The following is a 17,387-nucleotide window of genomic DNA, read 5'->3' on the forward strand; positions in this document are numbered from 1 at the left end:
CCGGCCGCCAGTCTTCCGCGGCGAGAGCGCGGGCTGGTACAAAACGGCGGCCGAGCCCCGAGTCAGGCGGGTTCCCGGGAAGCGGAGGTCACTGCGGCACGCTTCCGGTGCGCGGCCGCACCCGCGCACCGACCGCGGCCGCCACGTTCTCCCAATCGTCGTCGACGAAGAAGTGATCACCGGGGAAAGCCACCATCTCGAACCCGGCCGTGGTCCGCTGGCCCCACGCGGCTACCTCCGCCGGGCGGGCGTCCTCGTCCTGCTCGCCGCACAACGCGGTGACCGGACAGTCCAGCGGCGGCCCGCCGTCGAAGACGTAGGTCTCCGAGGCGGTGAAATCGGCCCGCAGCATCGGCAGCAGCAGCTTGCGGAACGCGGGATCGGCGAGTGCGCGCGACGCGCGCGACCGCTGCCCGAGCCGGGCCACGAATTCCGGATCAGGCAGATGCCGCAACGGTTCCTCGCGCATCGGCAGCTGGGGTGCCCGGTGACCGGAAACCACGAGCCGCACCGGCCGGATTCCCTGGCCGGCCAGCATCCTGGCGCATTCGAAGGCGAGCAGCGCTCCGAGGCTGTGCCCGAACAACGCGACCGGCCGGTCCGTCTTGCCCGCCAGCCTCGCCCGTACGTCGGCGAGCAGATCCTCCCACCGGGACCGCGGCGGCTCCCCGATCCGCTCCCCGTGCCCGGGCAGCTGCATCGGGCAGACCTCGACGTGCTCGCCCACCGGCCGCTGCCAGCGGTGGTAGCTCCGCGCGTTGCCGCCCGCGTAGGGAAAACACAGCAGGCGGACCCGCTCAGTCACCGGGGTTCACCCCGAGCATGATCGAGGCGATGTTGCGGAGCAGGATGTTCGACGTGCCCTCGTAGATCTTGCCCGCCTTGGCGTCCCGGTAGAACCGCTCGGCGGGAAAGGCGTCGGTGAACCCGTTGCCGCCAAGGGTTTCCACGGCCGCCGACGCGGCCAGCTCCGCCACCTGGGACGCGGTGTACTTCGCCATGGCGGCAAAGCGCATCCGCCGCACCGGGTCGTCGTCCCGCAGGAAGACGTCGACCGCCTCGTACGCCAGCGCCCTGGCCGCGGCCAGCCTGCTGGCCGCGTCGGCGAGCGGGAACTGCACGCCCTGGTAATCGGCGATGCGGCTGCCGAACTGCTCGCGGGACCGGCTGTAGTCCACCGCGATGTCCAGCGCGCCCTGGGCGAGGCCGACCAGCTGCGCGGCGATGCCGAGCCGCCCGAGATCGAGCGCGGCCATCGCCACCGTCTGCCCGCCGCCCTGCGGTCCGATCCGCTGCGCGGTCCGGACCTGGACGCCCTCGAACACTACGTCGGCGGTGTGCGCGGCGCGTACCCCGAGCTGCTCGTTACGGTCCTCAGTGGACACTCCGGGAGTATCTTTAGGCACAAGGAAAGCGGTCGGCCCGCTGTCCGGTACGAGAGCGAAAACCAGGAACAGATCGGCGTTGCGTGCGTTGCTGGTCCACTGCTTGCGCCCGTCCAGCAGATACCCGCCCTCGACCGGCCGGGCGGTCGTGCTCAGCGCGAAGGCGTCACTGCCCGCCTGGCTTTCCGACAGCGCGAACGCACCGATTTTTCCAGTGGCCAGCAGCGGAAGATACGTCCTGCGCTGGTCGCCGGTGGCGTGCCGCAGCACCGTGCCCGCGACCAGTACATTGTGGACATCGACCCCGACGGCGACCCCCGGGTCGACCCGCGCCACCTCCTCGATCGCGAGGATCAGCTGGAGCAGCGTGCCGCCGGTGCCTCCGTAGCCCCGGGGGATTTCCACCGCCATCAGGCCCTCGGCGAACAACTGCTCGCGCAGGGTCGGGTCGAGCGACGCGGACTTGTCCATCTTGGCCGAGAGCGGGGCGATCTTCTCCTCGGCGAACCGGCGGACCCGCTCCCGCCACTGCCGGTTCGCCGTGCTGTCGTGCCGCTCCGGCTGGCTCATCGGGCCTCCCCGGCAGGCACCGGTCCGCTCGCGTCCACCGCGCTCGCCAGCTCGGCCACGGTGCGCGCGGTCAGCAGATCGACCGGTGCGAGATCAAGCGCGTACTCGCTGCGCAGCCGGGCGGTCAGCCGCATCGCGCCGATCGAATGCAGACCCAGCTCTCCCAGTGCGTCCCCGGCTCCGACCCGCGGCACCTCCAGCACCTCGGACAGCAGCTGGGCGAGCAGCCGCTCGGTTTCGGTCCGCGGCGCGACGAACTCCTCGGCGGTCAGTGTTTCGGGGGCGGGCAGCGCCGCCGGATCGACCTTCCCGCCGGGGGTGGTGGGGATCCGGTCGAGCCAGTACACCGTGACCGGCAGCAGGTGCTCGGGCAGGCGGGTCCGCAGGAAGGCCAGCACGGATTCGGCGATCGGCGGTCCGGCGTCCGGGCTTTCCGGCAGTTCTCCGTCCGGGACCGCGTAACCGACGATGCGGTTCGCCTTTCCGGTGCCGTGCACAGCGACCGCGGCCGAGCGAACACCCGGGGCTTCGCGCAGGACCGCCTCGATCTCGCCCAGTTCGACGCGGAACCCGCGCACCTTGACCTGGGAGTCGGCCCGGCCGAGGAAACGGAACTCCCCGTGCGGCGTGGCGGTGGCCAGATCCCCGGTGCGGTACAGCGGAAGGTCGCCGGTCAGCGGATCGCGCCCGAACCGCTGGCCGGTCAGCTCATTCCGCGCGTGATAGCCGGTGGCGACCGCGTGCCCGGCCACGCACAGTTGTCCGGTGGCACCGGCTGGCACCGGGTTGCCCCGCTCGTCGAGCAGGTACGCGCGCTGGTTGGGAAGCGCGCGGCCGATGGGGATGGGCTGGTCGGTGCGCACGTCCTCGGCGCGGACCAGGTGATAAGTCGACACCACCGTGGCTTCGGTGACGCCGTAGAGGTTGTACAGTTCGACGCCCCGGTCGCCGAAGCGGGCGAACCACGGCCGCAGGCTCGCCGGTTCCAGCCGGTCGCCGCCGAGGAATACCTTGCGCAGGGCCAGATTCCCGGGCAGCCCGGCCAGCTCGGGCACCAGGTGCTCGAACAACGCCGGGGTTTCGCTGAGCACGGTCACCCGCTGCTCGGCGATCAACCGGGCCAGCTCGCGCGGGTCACGCCCAGTCTCTCCCGGCACCACGACCAGCCGGGCACCGTTGCCCAGCGCGCCCCAGATTTCCCACACCGAATAGTCGAAGGCGAAGGAGTGCGCGAACGTCCACACGTCGTCCGAGGTGAACCCGAAGACCGCCCGGCCGGCGGTCAGCAAGCTCTGCACGTTGCGATGAGTGATCGGCACGCCCTTCGGACGGCCGGTCGAGCCTGAGGTGTAAAGCAGATAGGCGGGTGCGCTGGGATCCGCGGCAGGAGGCAGGTTTCCGGTTTCGGACCGGCTGGCCGCTTCCGCCAGCGTGACCACCCGCGCCTCGCCCGTGGCGAACGACGTCCGCACCGGATCGTCGGTGAGCAGCAGTTCGGCTCCCGAATCGGCCAGCGTCTCGGCCAGCCGCTCCGGCGGATACTCCGGATCCAGCGGCACGTAGGCCGCGCCCGCCTTGAACACCCCGATCATCGCGGCGACCAGGTCGGCGGAACGGGGCAGGCACAGACCCACCCGCGCGGCACCCGGGCACCGGTCGTGCAGTGCGCCCGCGATGCGGTCGGAGTACTCGTCCAGCTCCCGGTAGGTGAGGACCCGTTCCCCGTCGCGGACGGCGATCCGGTCCGGATTCTCGCGCGAATGCCGCCGGAAAGTCTCGTGCAGGCATTCGGCCGCCGGCTCGATCAACTCCGCGGCTTCGGCGGCCGGACCGTCGCCGAAGGACAGCTCTCCCAGCGTCAGTTCCGGATGTTCGACGATCTGGGTGAGCACCCCGACGACCTCGTCGGCGAAGCGCTCCGCAACGTCGTCGGCGACCTTCCTGCGGTCGTAGACCACCCGCAGGGGCATGTCGTCCCCCGGCATGATCACCATGGTGATCGGGAAATGCGGCCTGCCGTCGTAGGCGAGACCGGTCATCTCGGCCCCGACGTCGGCGAGGTCGAAGTCCGGCATCGGCACGTTCTCGTACGACACGCTGCTCGGCACCAGCGGCACCGCGGGGTCGAGGCCGAGCAGCGAGTGCATCGCAGGCAGCGGCACCGCGCTGTGCTGGCTCGCCTCGACCACCTTCCGGCCGAACTCCCGCAGCCACGACCGCAGCACCGCGGTCGGCTCAAGCCGCCGGCGCAGCGGCAGTGTGGCGATCATCGGGCCGAGGATGTCTTCGGCCCCGACCAGATCGGGCGGCCGGTGCGCCATGGTGACCCCGCAGACGAGATCCGTACGGCCGAGGAACCGGCCCAGCACCAGGAACCACGCGCCCTGCGCGAGGGTCGCCAGGGTCAGCTGTTCCGAACGGGCCAGCGCGTTCAGCCGGGGAGCCAGCCCGCCCAGGATCCGTTCGAAGTACGCGTGGGTGGATTCTCCCGGCGGCACCGTGCTTCCGCCGAGATGCACCTGTTCGACGGGCTGGTAGCCGGACAGCTCCGCGCGCCAGAACTCTTGCGCCGCCTCGGTTTCCCGGTCATGCCACCAGGAAAGGTAGTCGCGGTAGGGCCGGCCCGGCGACGTGACCGGTTCCTCGCCGCGGCACAGCGCCCGGTAGTTGTCCAGGAAATCTTGAATCGCCAGGGTGAACGACCAGCCGTCCATGAGCAGATGCGAGAACCGCCAGGAGAAGGTCCACCACCGCGCGGAACGGCGGATCAGCGTGGCCCGCATCAACGGCGCGTCGGCCAGGTCGAACCCGGCTGTCCGTTCGGCGTCGAGGGAGGCGGCCAGCCGTTCCTCCTGCTCCTGTTCGCCGAGGTCGCGCCAGTCCAGGGTTTCCAGCGGCAGGACGGCGCTGCCGTGCACGACCTGCAGCACGGTCCCGTTCTTGTGCCAGTGGAAGGAACTGCGCAGGATCGGGTGCCGGTCCACGACCAGCTGCCACGCCCGGCCGAACTCCCCGGGACGGAGCGTCCCGGAGAATTCCAGCCGCAGCTGTTCCACGTAGACGCCGATGCCGGGCTGCGCGAGCTGCTCGTAGAGCAGGCCCTGCTGGATCGGCGAGAGTTCGTAGATGTCCGCGATGTCGCGGGCAGGTCGCTGGGTAGCGCCGTGGTCGTTCATGACAGCCCCGTTCCGCTGGTGTCGCTCCGCATCGGACGCGCGTGGGTCAGTGCAGGCCGGTGAGGAAATCGTCAAGGTCGTCGCCGCGCAGGCCGGCCAGCGGGAAGTCGGACGGCTCGTAGGAGCCCGCTCCCGCGTCGCGGCAGTGCGCGGTTATTTCCGCCAGTACCGCGTCGAACGCAGCGGCCAGCTCTGCTTCGGGCACCGGCTCGGCCACCCGCCAGCGGATCCGCAGGACATCGCCGACCAGCGCCGCGCTCAGCTGCCCGACTGTTTCGTCGTGCCAGCCCGCGATCCCGGACACTCCGGCGAAGTCCCCGGACACGGTGCCTGCCTCCGTCCCGCGCTCCCAGATCACCAGCTCCCGGACCACGACCGCCGCGCCGAGCACCGGCTCCGGCGTCAGGGTGCGGAGCTGGGCCTTCACCTCGGGCAGGAACTGCGCCGGAGCCGTGTTCGCGGCGACCGCGTCCACAGTGGTCAGTTCGGTCACCCGGCCCACCAGCAGACCGGCGGGCTCGGTGCTGCAGGACAGATCGGCGCGCACCGAACGTTCGACCAGCAATTGCGGTGGTCGCGGCAGGACCCGGCCCAGTGTCGCGGCGGCGGCCGCGGCCAGAACCTCGCCTGGTGCCAAGTGGTAGGCGGCCGCGGCGGTGGCGAACAGTTCCGCGGCGTCCAGCTCCGTCTGGTACGCACGCGGCAGTTCCCGCGCGGCAGACGGCTGGGCAAGCCCGCCCGGGTGCGCCAGTTCCCGGCGCAGGCCGCGGTTCCACGCCTGCGGCGAACCGGCTCCCGTGCTCCAGACCACCGGCTGCCCGGCGGCCAATCGCCCGTACGCCTCGGCCAGTTCCCGGCACAGCAGGAGCACGGACGCGTCGTCGATCAGGCCCTGTGCCACCGCGCACGCCAGCGCGCTTCCCCGTTCGCCCAGCCGGAACACCGCGAGCTTGACCACCGGCCCGGACACGAGGTCCAGTTCGCCGGCCATTTCCCCGAGCATCTCCGGAACAGCCTCGTCCCGCACCGGCCCGGGCAGCGCGCTGAGATCGATTTCGGGCACCTCGGGGGGTTCCGCCGGCGCGGGCCGCACCACGAACTGCTGATCGCCCGGGCCGGTCGCCCGCGACCGCAGGGCCGGATGGCGTTCGAGCACCGCGCCGAGCGCCTGCCCGGCCAGCACCGGGTCGAACTCGGCGGGCACGTCCAGCAGCACCGAGCCGTACTGCGCGGACGCCAGTGCCTGGTGCGCGGTGAACGCCACCGCCGCGCCCTCTTCCCCGGCGGGCTCCGCCGCACGGACCGCCTCGGCCAGCTCGTGGAAAGTGGTGCTCTCGAACAAGTCCTGCGGCGTGATCGCGATGCCCTCGGCGTTGGCCCTGCCGACGAACTGCACGCCCATGATCGAATCGCCGCCCAGTTCGAAGAAGTTGTCCCGCGGTCCGGGCTGGTCCGCGCCGAGCAGGTCGGCCGCCATGACCAGCAGCCTGCGCAGCGGTCCGGTCAGCTCCGTCTCGTCCGCTCCGCTGCCCTCGCGCCGCGGCTCGGGCAGGGCCGCGCGATCCACCTTTCCGTTGCTGCTCAACGGCAACTCGTCGATGAGCAGGAAATCGGCCGGGATCAGATAGCCCGGCAACGCCGCGGCGAGCCGCGTCCGCAGCCGGTCGGCGAACGCCGAATCGTCGCGGGCGGTGGTGGTGGCGGGAACGACGTAGGCGACCAGCCGCTGCTGGGTGCGCGGCCCGAGCGCGGCGACCACGGCGTTGCCGACCTCCGGGTCCTGGCTCAGCGCGTGCTCGATCTCGCCCAGTTCGATCCGGTAGCCGCCGATCTTGACCTGGAAATCGTCGCGGCCGAGGAACTCGATCGTCCCGTCCGGCAGATACCGGCCGAGATCGCCGGTGCGGTACAGCCGTTCGCCGGTCACCGGATGCGGGAAGAACGATTCGGCGGTGCGCTGTTCGTCGCGCCAATACCCCTCGGCGAGGCCCGCCCCGGCGATGTAGAGATGTCCAGGGACCCAGACCGGCGCGTGCCGCATCCGGTCGTTGAGGACGTGGAAACGCTGGTTGCGCAACGGGCGTCCGTAAGGGATCGACGGCCAATCCGGCGACACCGCGCCGATCGGGTAGGCGATCGACCACACCGCGGCCTCGGTCGCGCCGCCGAGGCTGACCACCTCGGCCGACGGGGCCGCCGAGCGCACCCGGTCCGGCAGGGCCAGCGGGACCCAGTCCCCGCTCAGCAGCACCAGCCGTAACGCCGGCACCGCGTCCGGGCAGTCCGCCGCTTCGAGATGCTCGACCAGCATCTGCATCAACGCGGGCACCGAGTTCCACACGGTGATCCGGTGCCGCCGGCACAGTTCGGCCCAGTGGGCTGGATCGCGGCGGTGCTCTGTGCCCGGCAGCACCAGTGCTCCCCCGGCCGCGAGCACGCCGAACACGTCGAAGACCGAGAGGTCGAAGCTCAGCGAGGACAGCCCCAGCACCCGGTCTCCCGGCTGGACCCCGAACCGCTGCTCGATGTCCGCCAAGGTGTTCAGCGCGGCGCGATGGGTGACCGCCACGCCCTTGGGGGTACCGGTGGAACCGGAGGTGTAGATGACGTAGGCGACGTCGTCCGGCTGGGCGGGACAGGCCCAGCCCGCGACGTCCGCGTCCTCCCACGCCGCGTCCTCCGACACCGGGAGCACCGTCGGCGCGTTCGGCCAGTGCGCCTCCGCCCCTGGTTCCGCCAGCACGCAGCCCGCTCCGGCCTGTTCGACCAGCCAGCGGCGGCGGGTTTCCGGCAGCTCCGGATCCAGCGGCACGTAGGTGCCGCCCGCGGCGGAGACCGCGAGCACCGCGACGATCTGCCGCCACCCCTTGGCCAGCCCGACCCCGACCACACTGCCCCGGCCGAACCCGGTGTCGGCCAGCGTCCGGGCGAGTGCCACCGCGCGGCCAGCGAGTTCGGCGAAGCTGAGCGTCCGGTCCTCGGTGAGCACCGCGGGCTCGGCGGAAGCCGCGCGTGCCAGCACCCGGGAGGCCAGCAGGTCGTCCGGCAGTTCGCCCTCGGTGTCGTTGGCGGCGGCCCTTGCTTCGAGCTGCCAGCCGGGCAGGTCGAGCACCGGCTCCCGCTCCCAGCCGCTGGTCTCGGCCAATCCGGCGACGAAATCCTGGTAGGCCTGGAACATCTCGGCCATCAGCCCGTCCGGGAACAGCCCGTCGACAGCGTGCCAGGCCAGTTCCAGATTGCCCTCGAACTCGAGCAGGAAATGGTCGATGGTCACCTGCGGGGTCTGCGAGACGAAATACGTCTGCTCGCCGAGCCAGTCCACTGGGGACGGTGCGGGCTTTCCGTCCACGTCACTGCCGAGCGCGCTCGTGAACACGACCGGCATGGCGTCGCCGGCGCCGCCGCGCGCCCTGGCCCGTTCGCGCAGGATGCGCACGCCGCTGACGTAGCGGTGCTCGAAGTCGGCCCAGCTTTGCCGTTGCAGCTCCCGGGCAAGCTCGCCGAAGCTGTCCGCCGCCACCGCGTCCACCTCGAGTAGGTCGAAGGAAGCGAACTCGCCGACGAGATCGTCGACCTCCTCGTGCACCGGAAGCCGGTTCACCGCGGTGAAATTCAGCGTGAACCGCTGGGTTTTGCTCCAGGTGCCGATCGTGACCGCGAACGCGGCGAGCATCGCGCTGGACGCGGTGACCCCGAACTCGCCTGCCTTTTCCTTGATCCGGCCCCACACTTCGGCGTCGAGCCTGGCGTGCCTGCGCACGAAGGTCCGCGCGTCCTTGCCCTCCGCACCGTTTCTGACCGGCAGTTCCGGCGCGGGCGGCAGTTCGCGCACCCGCTCCCGCCAGTACTCCAGCGCACGCTCGTACCGCGGGGTCTCCCGCAGCTGTTCCTCCGCGAGCACGTAATCGCGGAAGGACAGCTCGGACGGCGTGGCGTCCAGTTCGGGCTCGTGATAGAACTCCCGCCACTGCGGCAGGATCTGGTAGAAGAACGACGAAACGTCGGCGACGAGCAGGTCGAAGCTGATGTGCACGCGGACGACGTGCCCGGCCAGCAGGCTGACCCGGACCTCCCACAGCGGCCAGGTGTCGGCGCGGCGCACCTCGGCGGCCATCCGGTCGCGGATCCCGGCCAGCCGCTGCGCGGATTCGCCCGCCTCCGCCTCGCGCAGGTCGAGCACCTCGAACCGGTACGGCGCCAGGTCCGGCAGGATCCGCTGCCGCCCGTCCGACAGCACGACCATGCGCAGCATCTCGTGCCGCCGGAGCACCTGGTTCCAAGCGCGTTCCAGCCGGTCGACGTCGAGAGTGCGGCTGTCGAACTCGAAGTAGAGGTGCGGAGCCACCCCGCCCATGTCGAAGCTGGAGAGCCTGCCGATCCACTGCGCCTGCTGCATTTCGGTGAGCGGGAACGGTTCGAACCGCCGCTGCGGCTGCGGAACCACGACCGGCAGCCGGTCCTCGGTCGCGGCCGTGCCCGCCTCGCGCAGCCGTCCGGCCAGGCCGCCGATGGTGGGGGTGGCGAGCAGGTCGCTGAGCGGCACCGTCGCCCCGACGGCGGCCTGCAAGCGGTTGAGCACCTGGGTGGCCAGCAGCGAATGGCCGCCGAGTTCGAAAAAGTTGTCGCGGGTGCCGATCGGCGCGATGCCGAACAGGTCCTCCCAGACCTCGGCGATCGCGGTCTCCAGCTCGTCGGCCGGTTCCACGTAGCCGGTCACCAGCGTGCCCGGCCGGGCGGCCTTCGGAAGCGTTTCGGCAGGTTGCTCGGGTTCGGCGAACTGCTCGGCGAGATCGGCCGCCGACGCCCCGGCGGGGCCGGCCGGACGCGGGTCGATCCAGTACCGGTCCCGCTGGAACGGGTAGCCGGGCAGTTCGACCCGGTCGCGCTTCCCGTCGTGCAGGGCCGCCCAGTCCACCGCGCCGCCGAACAGCCAGACGTCGCCGACCGCGGTGCGCAGCAGCTGTCTGTCCACTATGGACTCGTCCGGCCTGCGCATCGTGGTGACGGCGGCGGGCTGGGGCCGTCCGGCCCATTCGGCGGCCCGCGCCAGCGTGCTCAGCGTGTTGCCCGGCCCGACTTCCACCAGCACCGCGGGCTGGTCACCGACCGCGGTGCGCACCGCGTCGGCGAACCGGACCGGACGGCGCACGTGCGAGCCCCAGTAGGACGGGTACGTCGCGTGCTCGGCGTCGATCGGTTCGCCGGTGACGCACGAGACGAACGGACGCTGCGGGGCAGTGAGCGCTGCCTCCCCGACGAGCCGGGTGAACGGCTCCACGATCGGATCCATCATGGCCGAGTGAAAAGCGTGCGAGGTGTGCAGCTGCCGGACGACGATCTCCTTGGCGGCCAACTGTTCGGCGAGCTCGGCCATTGCTTCGTGCGGCCCGGAAGCCACGCACAACGAGGGCGCGTTGATCGCCGCGAGGGACACCCCGGGCGGCAGCACGGGCTCGATGTCCGCAGCAGGTGCCGCGATCGAAATCATCGCCCCGGAGGGCAGGTCTCGCATGAGCTGCCCGCGCAACGCGACCAGCCGAGCCGCGTCGGCCAGTGACAGCACCCCGGACAGACAAGCCGCGGTGAACTCGCCGATGCTGTGCCCCACCATGGTGTCCGGTTCGACACCCCAGGACAGCAAGAGGCGAGCCAACGCGTATTCGGTGGCGAACAGCGCGGGCTGCGTCAGCTCGGTCTGGCGCAGTGCCTCGTCTCCGCCTTCGGACGGGTAAAGCACCGTCCGCAGATCGAGACCGAGCGGCTCGGCCAGCAGGCGCGCGCACTCGTCAATTGCCTCCGCGAACACCGGTTCGCTTTCGTAGAGGCCCCAGCCCATTCCGGGGTACTGCGCGCCTTGGCCGGGGAAGAGGAACACTACCTTCGCCGGACCGAGTCCGGCGTCCGCGCTGCGCACCCGGCCCGGATCGGAACCGGACAGCAGAGCTGCCGCTTCGGCGGTGTCCGAAGCCAGGACTGCCCGCCGGTAGCGCATGGCCGAGCGGCCGGATTGCAAGGTGTGCGCGACGTCTGCCAGCGGAGTCCGGTCGAGTTCGGCCAACCGGGACCCGAGCGCCGTGCTCGCCGCGTCGAGCGCGGCCGGGGTCTTCGCCGAAACCACCACCAGCTGCGGCCGCTCCGGGGGCGGAGGCTGTCGGCTCGGCTCCGGTGCCTGCTCAAGTACGACGTGGGCGTTGGTGCCGCCGATGCCGAACGAGCTCACACCTATCCGGCGGGGGTACTCGCCGTTCGGCCACGCCCGCAATTCCGTGTTGACGAAGAACGGCGTGGCCGGGAAGTCGATGCGCGGATTGGGCCGCTCGAAGTGCAGGCTGGGCACCAAAGTCCGGTGCCGCAGCTGGAGCACCGCCTTGATGAAACTGGCGATCCCGGCCGCCGACTCAAGATGTCCGATATTCGATTTGACCGAGCTGACAGCGCAGAACTGGGTGTCCTCGGTGTAGCGGCCGAACGCCCTGGCGAGCGCGGTGATCTCGATCGGATCGCCGACGTGGGTCCCGGTTCCATGCGCCTCGACCGCGGTGATCGAGCGAGCGGGGATCCCGCTGCCCGCGATCGCTTCGGCGACCACCGCTTCCTGCCCGCGGACGCTCGGGGCGGTGTAGCCGACCTTGTCGCCGCCGTCGTTGTTCACCGCGGATCCCTTGAGTACCGCGAGAATCCGGTCGCCGACGCGGAGAGCGTCGGCCAGCCGCCGCAGCACGACGACGCCGACCCCGTTGCCGAACACCGTGCCGGCGCCATCCGCGTCGAACGGACGGCAATGCCCGTCCGGCGAATAAATCAAACCCTGCTCGTGGCGGTAGCCGACGCGATGCGGCACCCGGACGCACACCCCGCCGGCGAGCGCGAGTTCGCAAGACCCGGCTCGCAGCGCCGCGGCTGCCTGGTGCACCGCCACCAGCGACGTCGAGCACGCGGTCTGCACGTTCACCGCGGGACCGGTCAGCCCCAGTTTGTAGGCGGTCCGGCTGGCGAGATAGTCCTTGTCGTTGTGGATCTGGAGTTCGAACATCGCCGAATCGAGCACGATCCGGTTGCCGCCGAGGAGATTGGACATCAGGTACGCGGGCAGGTTCCCGCCGGCGAACACCCCGGCGGCACCGCACCGGGCTGGGTCGATCCCGGCGTTTTCCATCGCGTGCCAAGCGGTTTCGAGAAACAGCCGCTGCTGCGGATCGAGCAAGGCCGCTTCGCGCGCGGTGAATCCGAAGAACCTGGCGTCGAAGAACTCGATGTCCTCCAGCGTCGGCGCGACCGGCACGTAGTCCGGTCCTCCGATGAGTTCCCTCGGCAGCCCTTCGGCCAGCAGTTCCTCCTCCCGCAACCGGCGGATCGACTCGACGCCGGACCGGAGGTTGTGCCAGTACTCGTCGAGGTCGGCGGCGCCGGGAAACCGGCCGGCCATCCCCACGACAGCGATGTCGGCGCCGTCCTGCCGCGTGCCGGGCGCGGGACCTGCGAAAGTCACCAGAATTCTCCTTGGGGCAGAAGGGAACGCGGTCAGGAACGGCTGGGTTCGGGAAGTGCGAGGCGGTCGATGTCGTAGCCCGTGGCGCCGTCGAGGCACAGATCGGCGCAGATCCGGCCCAGGAGCGGGACGAACTTGAACCCCCACCCGCCGGTGGAGACGATCACGTTGCTCCCGCCGTCGAAAAGCCCGGTGGCCGGGCCGAGGAAGAATTGCCGCTCGGGATCGGCGGGCAGCACGGCAAGGCAGGTCTCGCGCGCCAGTGGCCGCGCGTCCACCCCCGGCAGATGCTTCCGGACCCAATCGCAGACGCGGGTCACGTGCCGGTCGGCCGGGATTCCGGTCGCCCGCTCGGGATCGGCGAGCGCGTCGACCTCGAACACCGGGCCGACCCGGACCCGGTCGGTGTCCTGCCAGGAGTTCGGCGGGAATCCGTAGAACAGGTTGGTGTCCTCTTCGGTGGGCTCCTGGAAGACGAACCAGAACGGGTACCGCGCGCGGGGATCCCGCTGGCGCAAGGTCACCAGCGCCATTTCGAACACGTTGAACTCCAGCCGGGCCCCCAGCGGTTCGAGCAGCCGGTTGGCATACGGGCCGTTGGCGAGAACGACCTTGCCCGCGCGGCACCATCCGCGTGCCGTCCGCAGGCGCACGCCCTCGCTGTCGGGGAGCAATTCGTGCACCGGCTCGGATTCCCGCAGCACACACCCGGCCGAATCGGCCAGCCGCCGCAGGACCGCAAGGGTGGCCCGGACGTCGACCGCGCCGCCGTCGGGTTGCACGAAACCCTCGAAGCGGCTGGGAAGACCGGTGAATCCGTAGCGGCGCTCGATCTCGGCGGCGGTGAGCCATTCGTACCGGATGGACAACTCGTCCATGGTGCGCGCGGTTTCGGAGATCTTCCCCTCGTTGGTGGCCACGTCGACGTCGCCGAACCACAGGCTGCCGAACGCGTGCAAAAGCTGATGCCCGCCCGCGGACTCCAAGTCCCGCCACAGCGGCAGCGCCTCGCCGGTCAGCCGGCACAGATCGGGTTCGGTGTACTGCAACCGCCAGTGCCGTTCCGCGCCGCTGGTGCCGCATCGCTCGTTGCCGAACTCGAACTGCTCGAAGACCGCCACCCGGGCGCCGCGGCGGGCCGCGTGCCACGCCGAGGCGAGCCCGACCGGGCCCCCGCCGACCACGACGATGTCGTAATGCTCCGTTTCGGACACCGGTTCACCCTTCCGTCTTCCGCGTCGTTCCGGCCGCGATCGGCGTACCCCTGGTCTCCTGCCGCAGCACGGTGTCCAATCGGGACACCAGCTGTCCGACCTGCTGGTCGGTCATCCCCGGATGGCAGGGCAGATTCACCTGCTGTTCAAACCACATCCGCTCAGCCACCGGGCATTCGCCCGCGTCGTGTCCGCGCGCCCGCCATTCGGCGAGCAGATGCAACGGGAAATAGCGCAACTGCATCTGCACGCCGAGCGCGTCGAGCCGGGACACCAGCCGGTCCCGCAGCACGCCGCTCGCCGGATCGACAAAGAAGGTGTAGAGGTGGTGGGCGTGCCGGACAGCACCGGTGCCCTCTTGCACCCGGATGCCCTCGAACTGGCCGAGCACCTCGGTGCACGCGGCGGCGATCTCGGCCCGCCTCGACACCATTTCGTCCAATTTGGACAGCTGGACGGTGCCCACCGCGGCGTTCGGTTCGGCGAGGGTGGCGTTCGTGCCGCCGTAACGGATCGACGCGCAGCCGTGGGTGAAGGCGAGACCGGGATGCATCATCCACGGATGCGCGCTCGTGCGCTCCCCGATCGCCCGCCCCTTCTCGTGGTAAACCGCGTCGGCGTCATTGGACCGGATGCGATCCACCCGGTCGGCCCACTCCGGATTGAAAAGGGTGATCATCCCGCCCTCGCCGAGGGTGGTGATGTTCTTGCTGGAGTGGAAACTGAAACAGCCGATGTCGGCCAGCGCGCCGGGTTTGCGGCCCCAGTATTCCGAACCGAGCGCGTGCGCGCAGTCCTCGATCACCGTGATGCCGCGGCGGCGCGCGATCGCCATCACGCGGTCCATGTCGCAGGGCAGGCCGCCGTAGTGCACGAGAATGATCGCCTTGGTGCGGCTGGTGATCAGCTCCTCGATCCGGCCGGGGTCGATGTTCAGCGAATCCGGGTCCACGTCGCAGAACCGGACCTCGACCGGATAGTTGAGCAGCGGCTGCACGCTGGCTTTATAGGTTTGGGGAGTGGCGATCACCTCGTCGCCCTCGCCGAGGTCGAGCAGCCGGATCGCGATCTCCAGCGCGACCGTCCCGCTCGTGACCGAAAGCGCGTACGGAACACCGAGATGTTCGCGGAAACGCCGTTCGAACTCCTCGCGCCAGCGTCCGCCGGACAGATTGTCCCCGGACTTCACCACCTGGGTGATCACGCGCACTTCCTGCTCGCCGAGCACGGACCCGATTTGCGGATACGGAACCGCGTACGAGTGTTCCACCTTTCACCTCCAGGACCCCCAGCCACCTGGACACCGGCACCCGATCGACCGGATGCCGGTCCGTTCTCCGGCCAAGGCGGCACCACTGCGAAATCGGGACGGTTTCACCGGGTCGCCACGCGCTTCTCCGCGCGCCGCCACTGCGGCACGGGCGACCTGGCACAAGCGTCTCAAATTCCGGGACAGCCGGGAATAGCCCGGTCGTTCTAATGACGTTGTACTACCTCGGCTCCGGTACCGACGGTTTAATACCCGGGTAGTGGGCCATTGCCACCGCCGCGGAAAGTCGATTAGCCTCGGCCTGCGCCGTCCCGCGAAAACGCGGAAACGCCGCCGACTCGATCTTGGCCATCGCCAACCCGGGGGGGACGCCACCGTGTCCGTGGACGTGTTGAAACAATTGCTGCGGGATATCGGCATCGCCGAAACCGTCGTCGCCGGGATCGCCCCGCACACCCGGCTGCGCGCCGATCTCGGCCTCAGTTCGACCGAGACCACCGATCTGGAGATCCAGCTGCGCGACCAATTCGACGCCCGGATCAGCTTGTGGGACAAGGAAGATTACACCGTCGCCCAGCTGGTCGCCAGCATCCGGGAGACCGCCCGGTGAGCGCCGTCGACGCCAGGGTCCTGGACCCGGACGTGCCGGTGCTCGACCGGCGGCGCGCCGAGGAGTACCTGCGAGCCGGCCTGTGGACCGCGGAACGGATCGCCGACACCCTGCGCGCGGCACGGCTGCGCGCCCCGGACCGGCTCGCGGCGGTCGCCGACGGCCGCCGGCTGTCCCACGGCGAACTGCACACGGCGGTGACCACTGCCGGGCAACGGCTTCGCGGGCTCGGGGTGCGTCCCGGGGACCGGGTGGCGGTGCGGCTGCCGAACAGCATGGAATTTCTCGTCCTGATGCTGGCGCTGCTCGACATCGGGGCCCCGCCGGTAGCGGTCCTCCCGGGATTCGGCGATTACGAACTGGAGCACGTCGTACGCGCCGCCCGGCCGGTCGCGATCGCGGTGGCCACCGGCGGCGGCCGGACCGCTTCGGCCGGCCCGGCTCGGCGTCTGCGCGCGGAACACGAGTGCCTGCAGCACATTCTCGCGCTCGGCGACGACACCTCCGGGGAGATCGACCTCGCCGCGTTATGCGACCCGGACGCGCCATGGGGCGGTCCCGCCGAGCCGGAGACCGATTCTCTGGCCGCCGGAACCATGGACGACGCCGCGGTTTTCCTGCTCTCCGGCGGAACCACCGGGCCGCCGAAGATGATTCCCCGGGGCAACGCCGGGTACGCCTACATGATCCGGACGGCCTGCGAAATCGCCGGTGTCTCCAAAAACTCGGTGTATCTCGCCGTCCTCCCCGCCGCGCACGGATTCATCCTGAATTGCCCCGGAGTGCTCGGGACGCTGGCGAAGGGCGGCACGGTCGTGCTCGGCCAGCCCACCGATCCCCGGAAGGCATTCGACCTCATCGAACGCGAAGGCGTCACCCACTGCGCGCTCGTCCCGACAGTGGCCATGCAATGGCTGAGCGCGGCGGCCGGGTCGGACGCCGACCTGCGCAGCCTTCAGGTGCTGCAAGTCGGCGGTGCCCGTCCCGCACCGGAACTGCCGGACCAGATCCGTTCCGTGCTGGGTGCGACGCCACAGCAGTGTTACGGCATGAGCGAAGGACTTCTCTGCTACACCCGGCTCGACGACAGCGAAACCGTGCGGGCCCGGACCCAGGGACGGCCCGCCTCGGCCTGGGACGAACTGCTGATCGTCGACGAACACGGCGGGCCGGTGCCCGACGGCGGCACCGGGGAACTGCTGACGAGGGGCCCCTACACCGTCGCCGGGTACTACCGGGACCCGGAGGCGACCGCGAAGGCGTTCACCCCGGACGGTTTCTACCGCACCGGCGATCTGGTGACCCGGACCCGCAAAGGCGACGTCATCGTCAACGGCCGGGTTCGCGACATCATCAACCGCGGCGGCGACAAGATCCCGGCAGAGGATCTGGAACTGATGGTGGCGCGGCATCCGGCGGTCCGGGCTTCCGCGGCGGTCGGCGCACCGCATCCGCTCTACGGCGAGGTCGTGTGCCTTTTCGTCGTGCCGGAAACGGGTCCGGAACCGACTTTGGCGCAGGTGCGCCGGTTCCTGCGCGAGCAGGGGCTCGCCGCCTACAAACTGCCCGAACGGCTTCAGCTCGTCAGCGCCTTGCCAACGACCGCGATCGGCAAAATCGACAAGAAAGCACTCCGCGCTGACCTTGCGCGGCAAACGGCTCCGGAGGCATAG

At 70.4% G+C, this 17,387-nt stretch carries 8 protein-coding genes; 2 read left to right on the top strand and 6 right to left on the bottom strand.

Annotation, left to right across the window (positions count from 1 at the left end; translation table 11 throughout):
- Positions 1-88: 88 nt before the first annotated feature.
- The 6 genes from ACWGIC_RS04925 to ACWGIC_RS04950 are packed head-to-tail and all read right to left on the bottom strand — an operon-like array spanning position 89 to position 15,104.
- Positions 89-805, bottom strand: coding sequence for a thioesterase II family protein (locus ACWGIC_RS04925; protein WP_452074578.1), 717 nt, complete (start codon positions 803-805; stop codon positions 89-91).
- Positions 798-1,955 carry an acyl-CoA dehydrogenase family protein gene (locus tag ACWGIC_RS04930; RefSeq protein ID WP_452074579.1) on the bottom strand — a complete coding sequence of 386 codons (1,158 nt, stop codon included), beginning with the start codon at positions 1,953-1,955 and terminating at the stop codon, positions 798-800. The genes ACWGIC_RS04925 and ACWGIC_RS04930 overlap by 8 nt, the downstream gene beginning before the upstream one ends.
- Entirely contained in the window at positions 1,952-5,131 is a 3,180-nt protein-coding gene (locus tag ACWGIC_RS04935) for a non-ribosomal peptide synthetase (RefSeq protein WP_452074580.1), read from the bottom strand. Before ACWGIC_RS04935 ends, ACWGIC_RS04930 begins: the two co-directional genes overlap by 4 nt.
- 46 nt (positions 5,132-5,177) lie before the next feature.
- Positions 5,178-12,620 carry an amino acid adenylation domain-containing protein gene (locus ACWGIC_RS04940; RefSeq protein WP_452074581.1) on the bottom strand — a complete coding sequence of 2,481 codons (7,443 nt, stop codon included), beginning with the start codon at positions 12,618-12,620 and terminating at the stop codon, positions 5,178-5,180.
- A gap of 32 nt (positions 12,621-12,652) precedes the next feature.
- Positions 12,653-13,834, bottom strand: a complete 1,182-nt coding sequence (locus ACWGIC_RS04945) for an NAD(P)/FAD-dependent oxidoreductase (protein WP_452074582.1) — start codon at positions 13,832-13,834, stop codon at positions 12,653-12,655.
- Positions 13,835-13,838: 4 nt separating this feature from the next.
- Positions 13,839-15,104, bottom strand: coding sequence for a DegT/DnrJ/EryC1/StrS aminotransferase family protein (locus ACWGIC_RS04950; protein ID WP_452074583.1), 1,266 nt, complete (start codon positions 15,102-15,104; stop codon positions 13,839-13,841).
- Between the two features lie 376 nt (positions 15,105-15,480).
- Here ACWGIC_RS04950 and ACWGIC_RS04955 point away from each other — a divergent pair, with 376 nt between their 5' ends.
- Both ACWGIC_RS04955 and ACWGIC_RS04960 read left to right on the top strand, forming a co-directional pair.
- Positions 15,481-15,714 carry an acyl carrier protein gene (locus ACWGIC_RS04955; protein ID WP_452074584.1) on the top strand — a complete coding sequence of 78 codons (234 nt, stop codon included), beginning with the start codon at positions 15,481-15,483 and terminating at the stop codon, positions 15,712-15,714.
- The gene (locus tag ACWGIC_RS04960) at positions 15,711-17,387 is read left to right on the top strand and encodes a (2,3-dihydroxybenzoyl)adenylate synthase (protein WP_452074585.1); all 1,677 of its coding nucleotides are present in this window, start codon (positions 15,711-15,713) and stop codon (positions 17,385-17,387) included. The genes ACWGIC_RS04955 and ACWGIC_RS04960 overlap by 4 nt, the downstream gene beginning before the upstream one ends.

Source organism: Amycolatopsis sp. NPDC054798 (assembly GCF_053611505.1).

Bases quoted from the DNA above. Each gene is read 5' to 3' on its own strand.
- ACWGIC_RS04930 (WP_452074579.1), bottom strand. From the start codon at position 1,955: ATGAGCCAGCCGGAGCGGCACGACAGCACGGCGAACCGGCAGTGGCGG.
- ACWGIC_RS04935 (WP_452074580.1), bottom strand. From the start codon at position 5,131: ATGAACGACCACGGCGCTACCCAGCGACCTGCCCGCGACATCGCGGAC.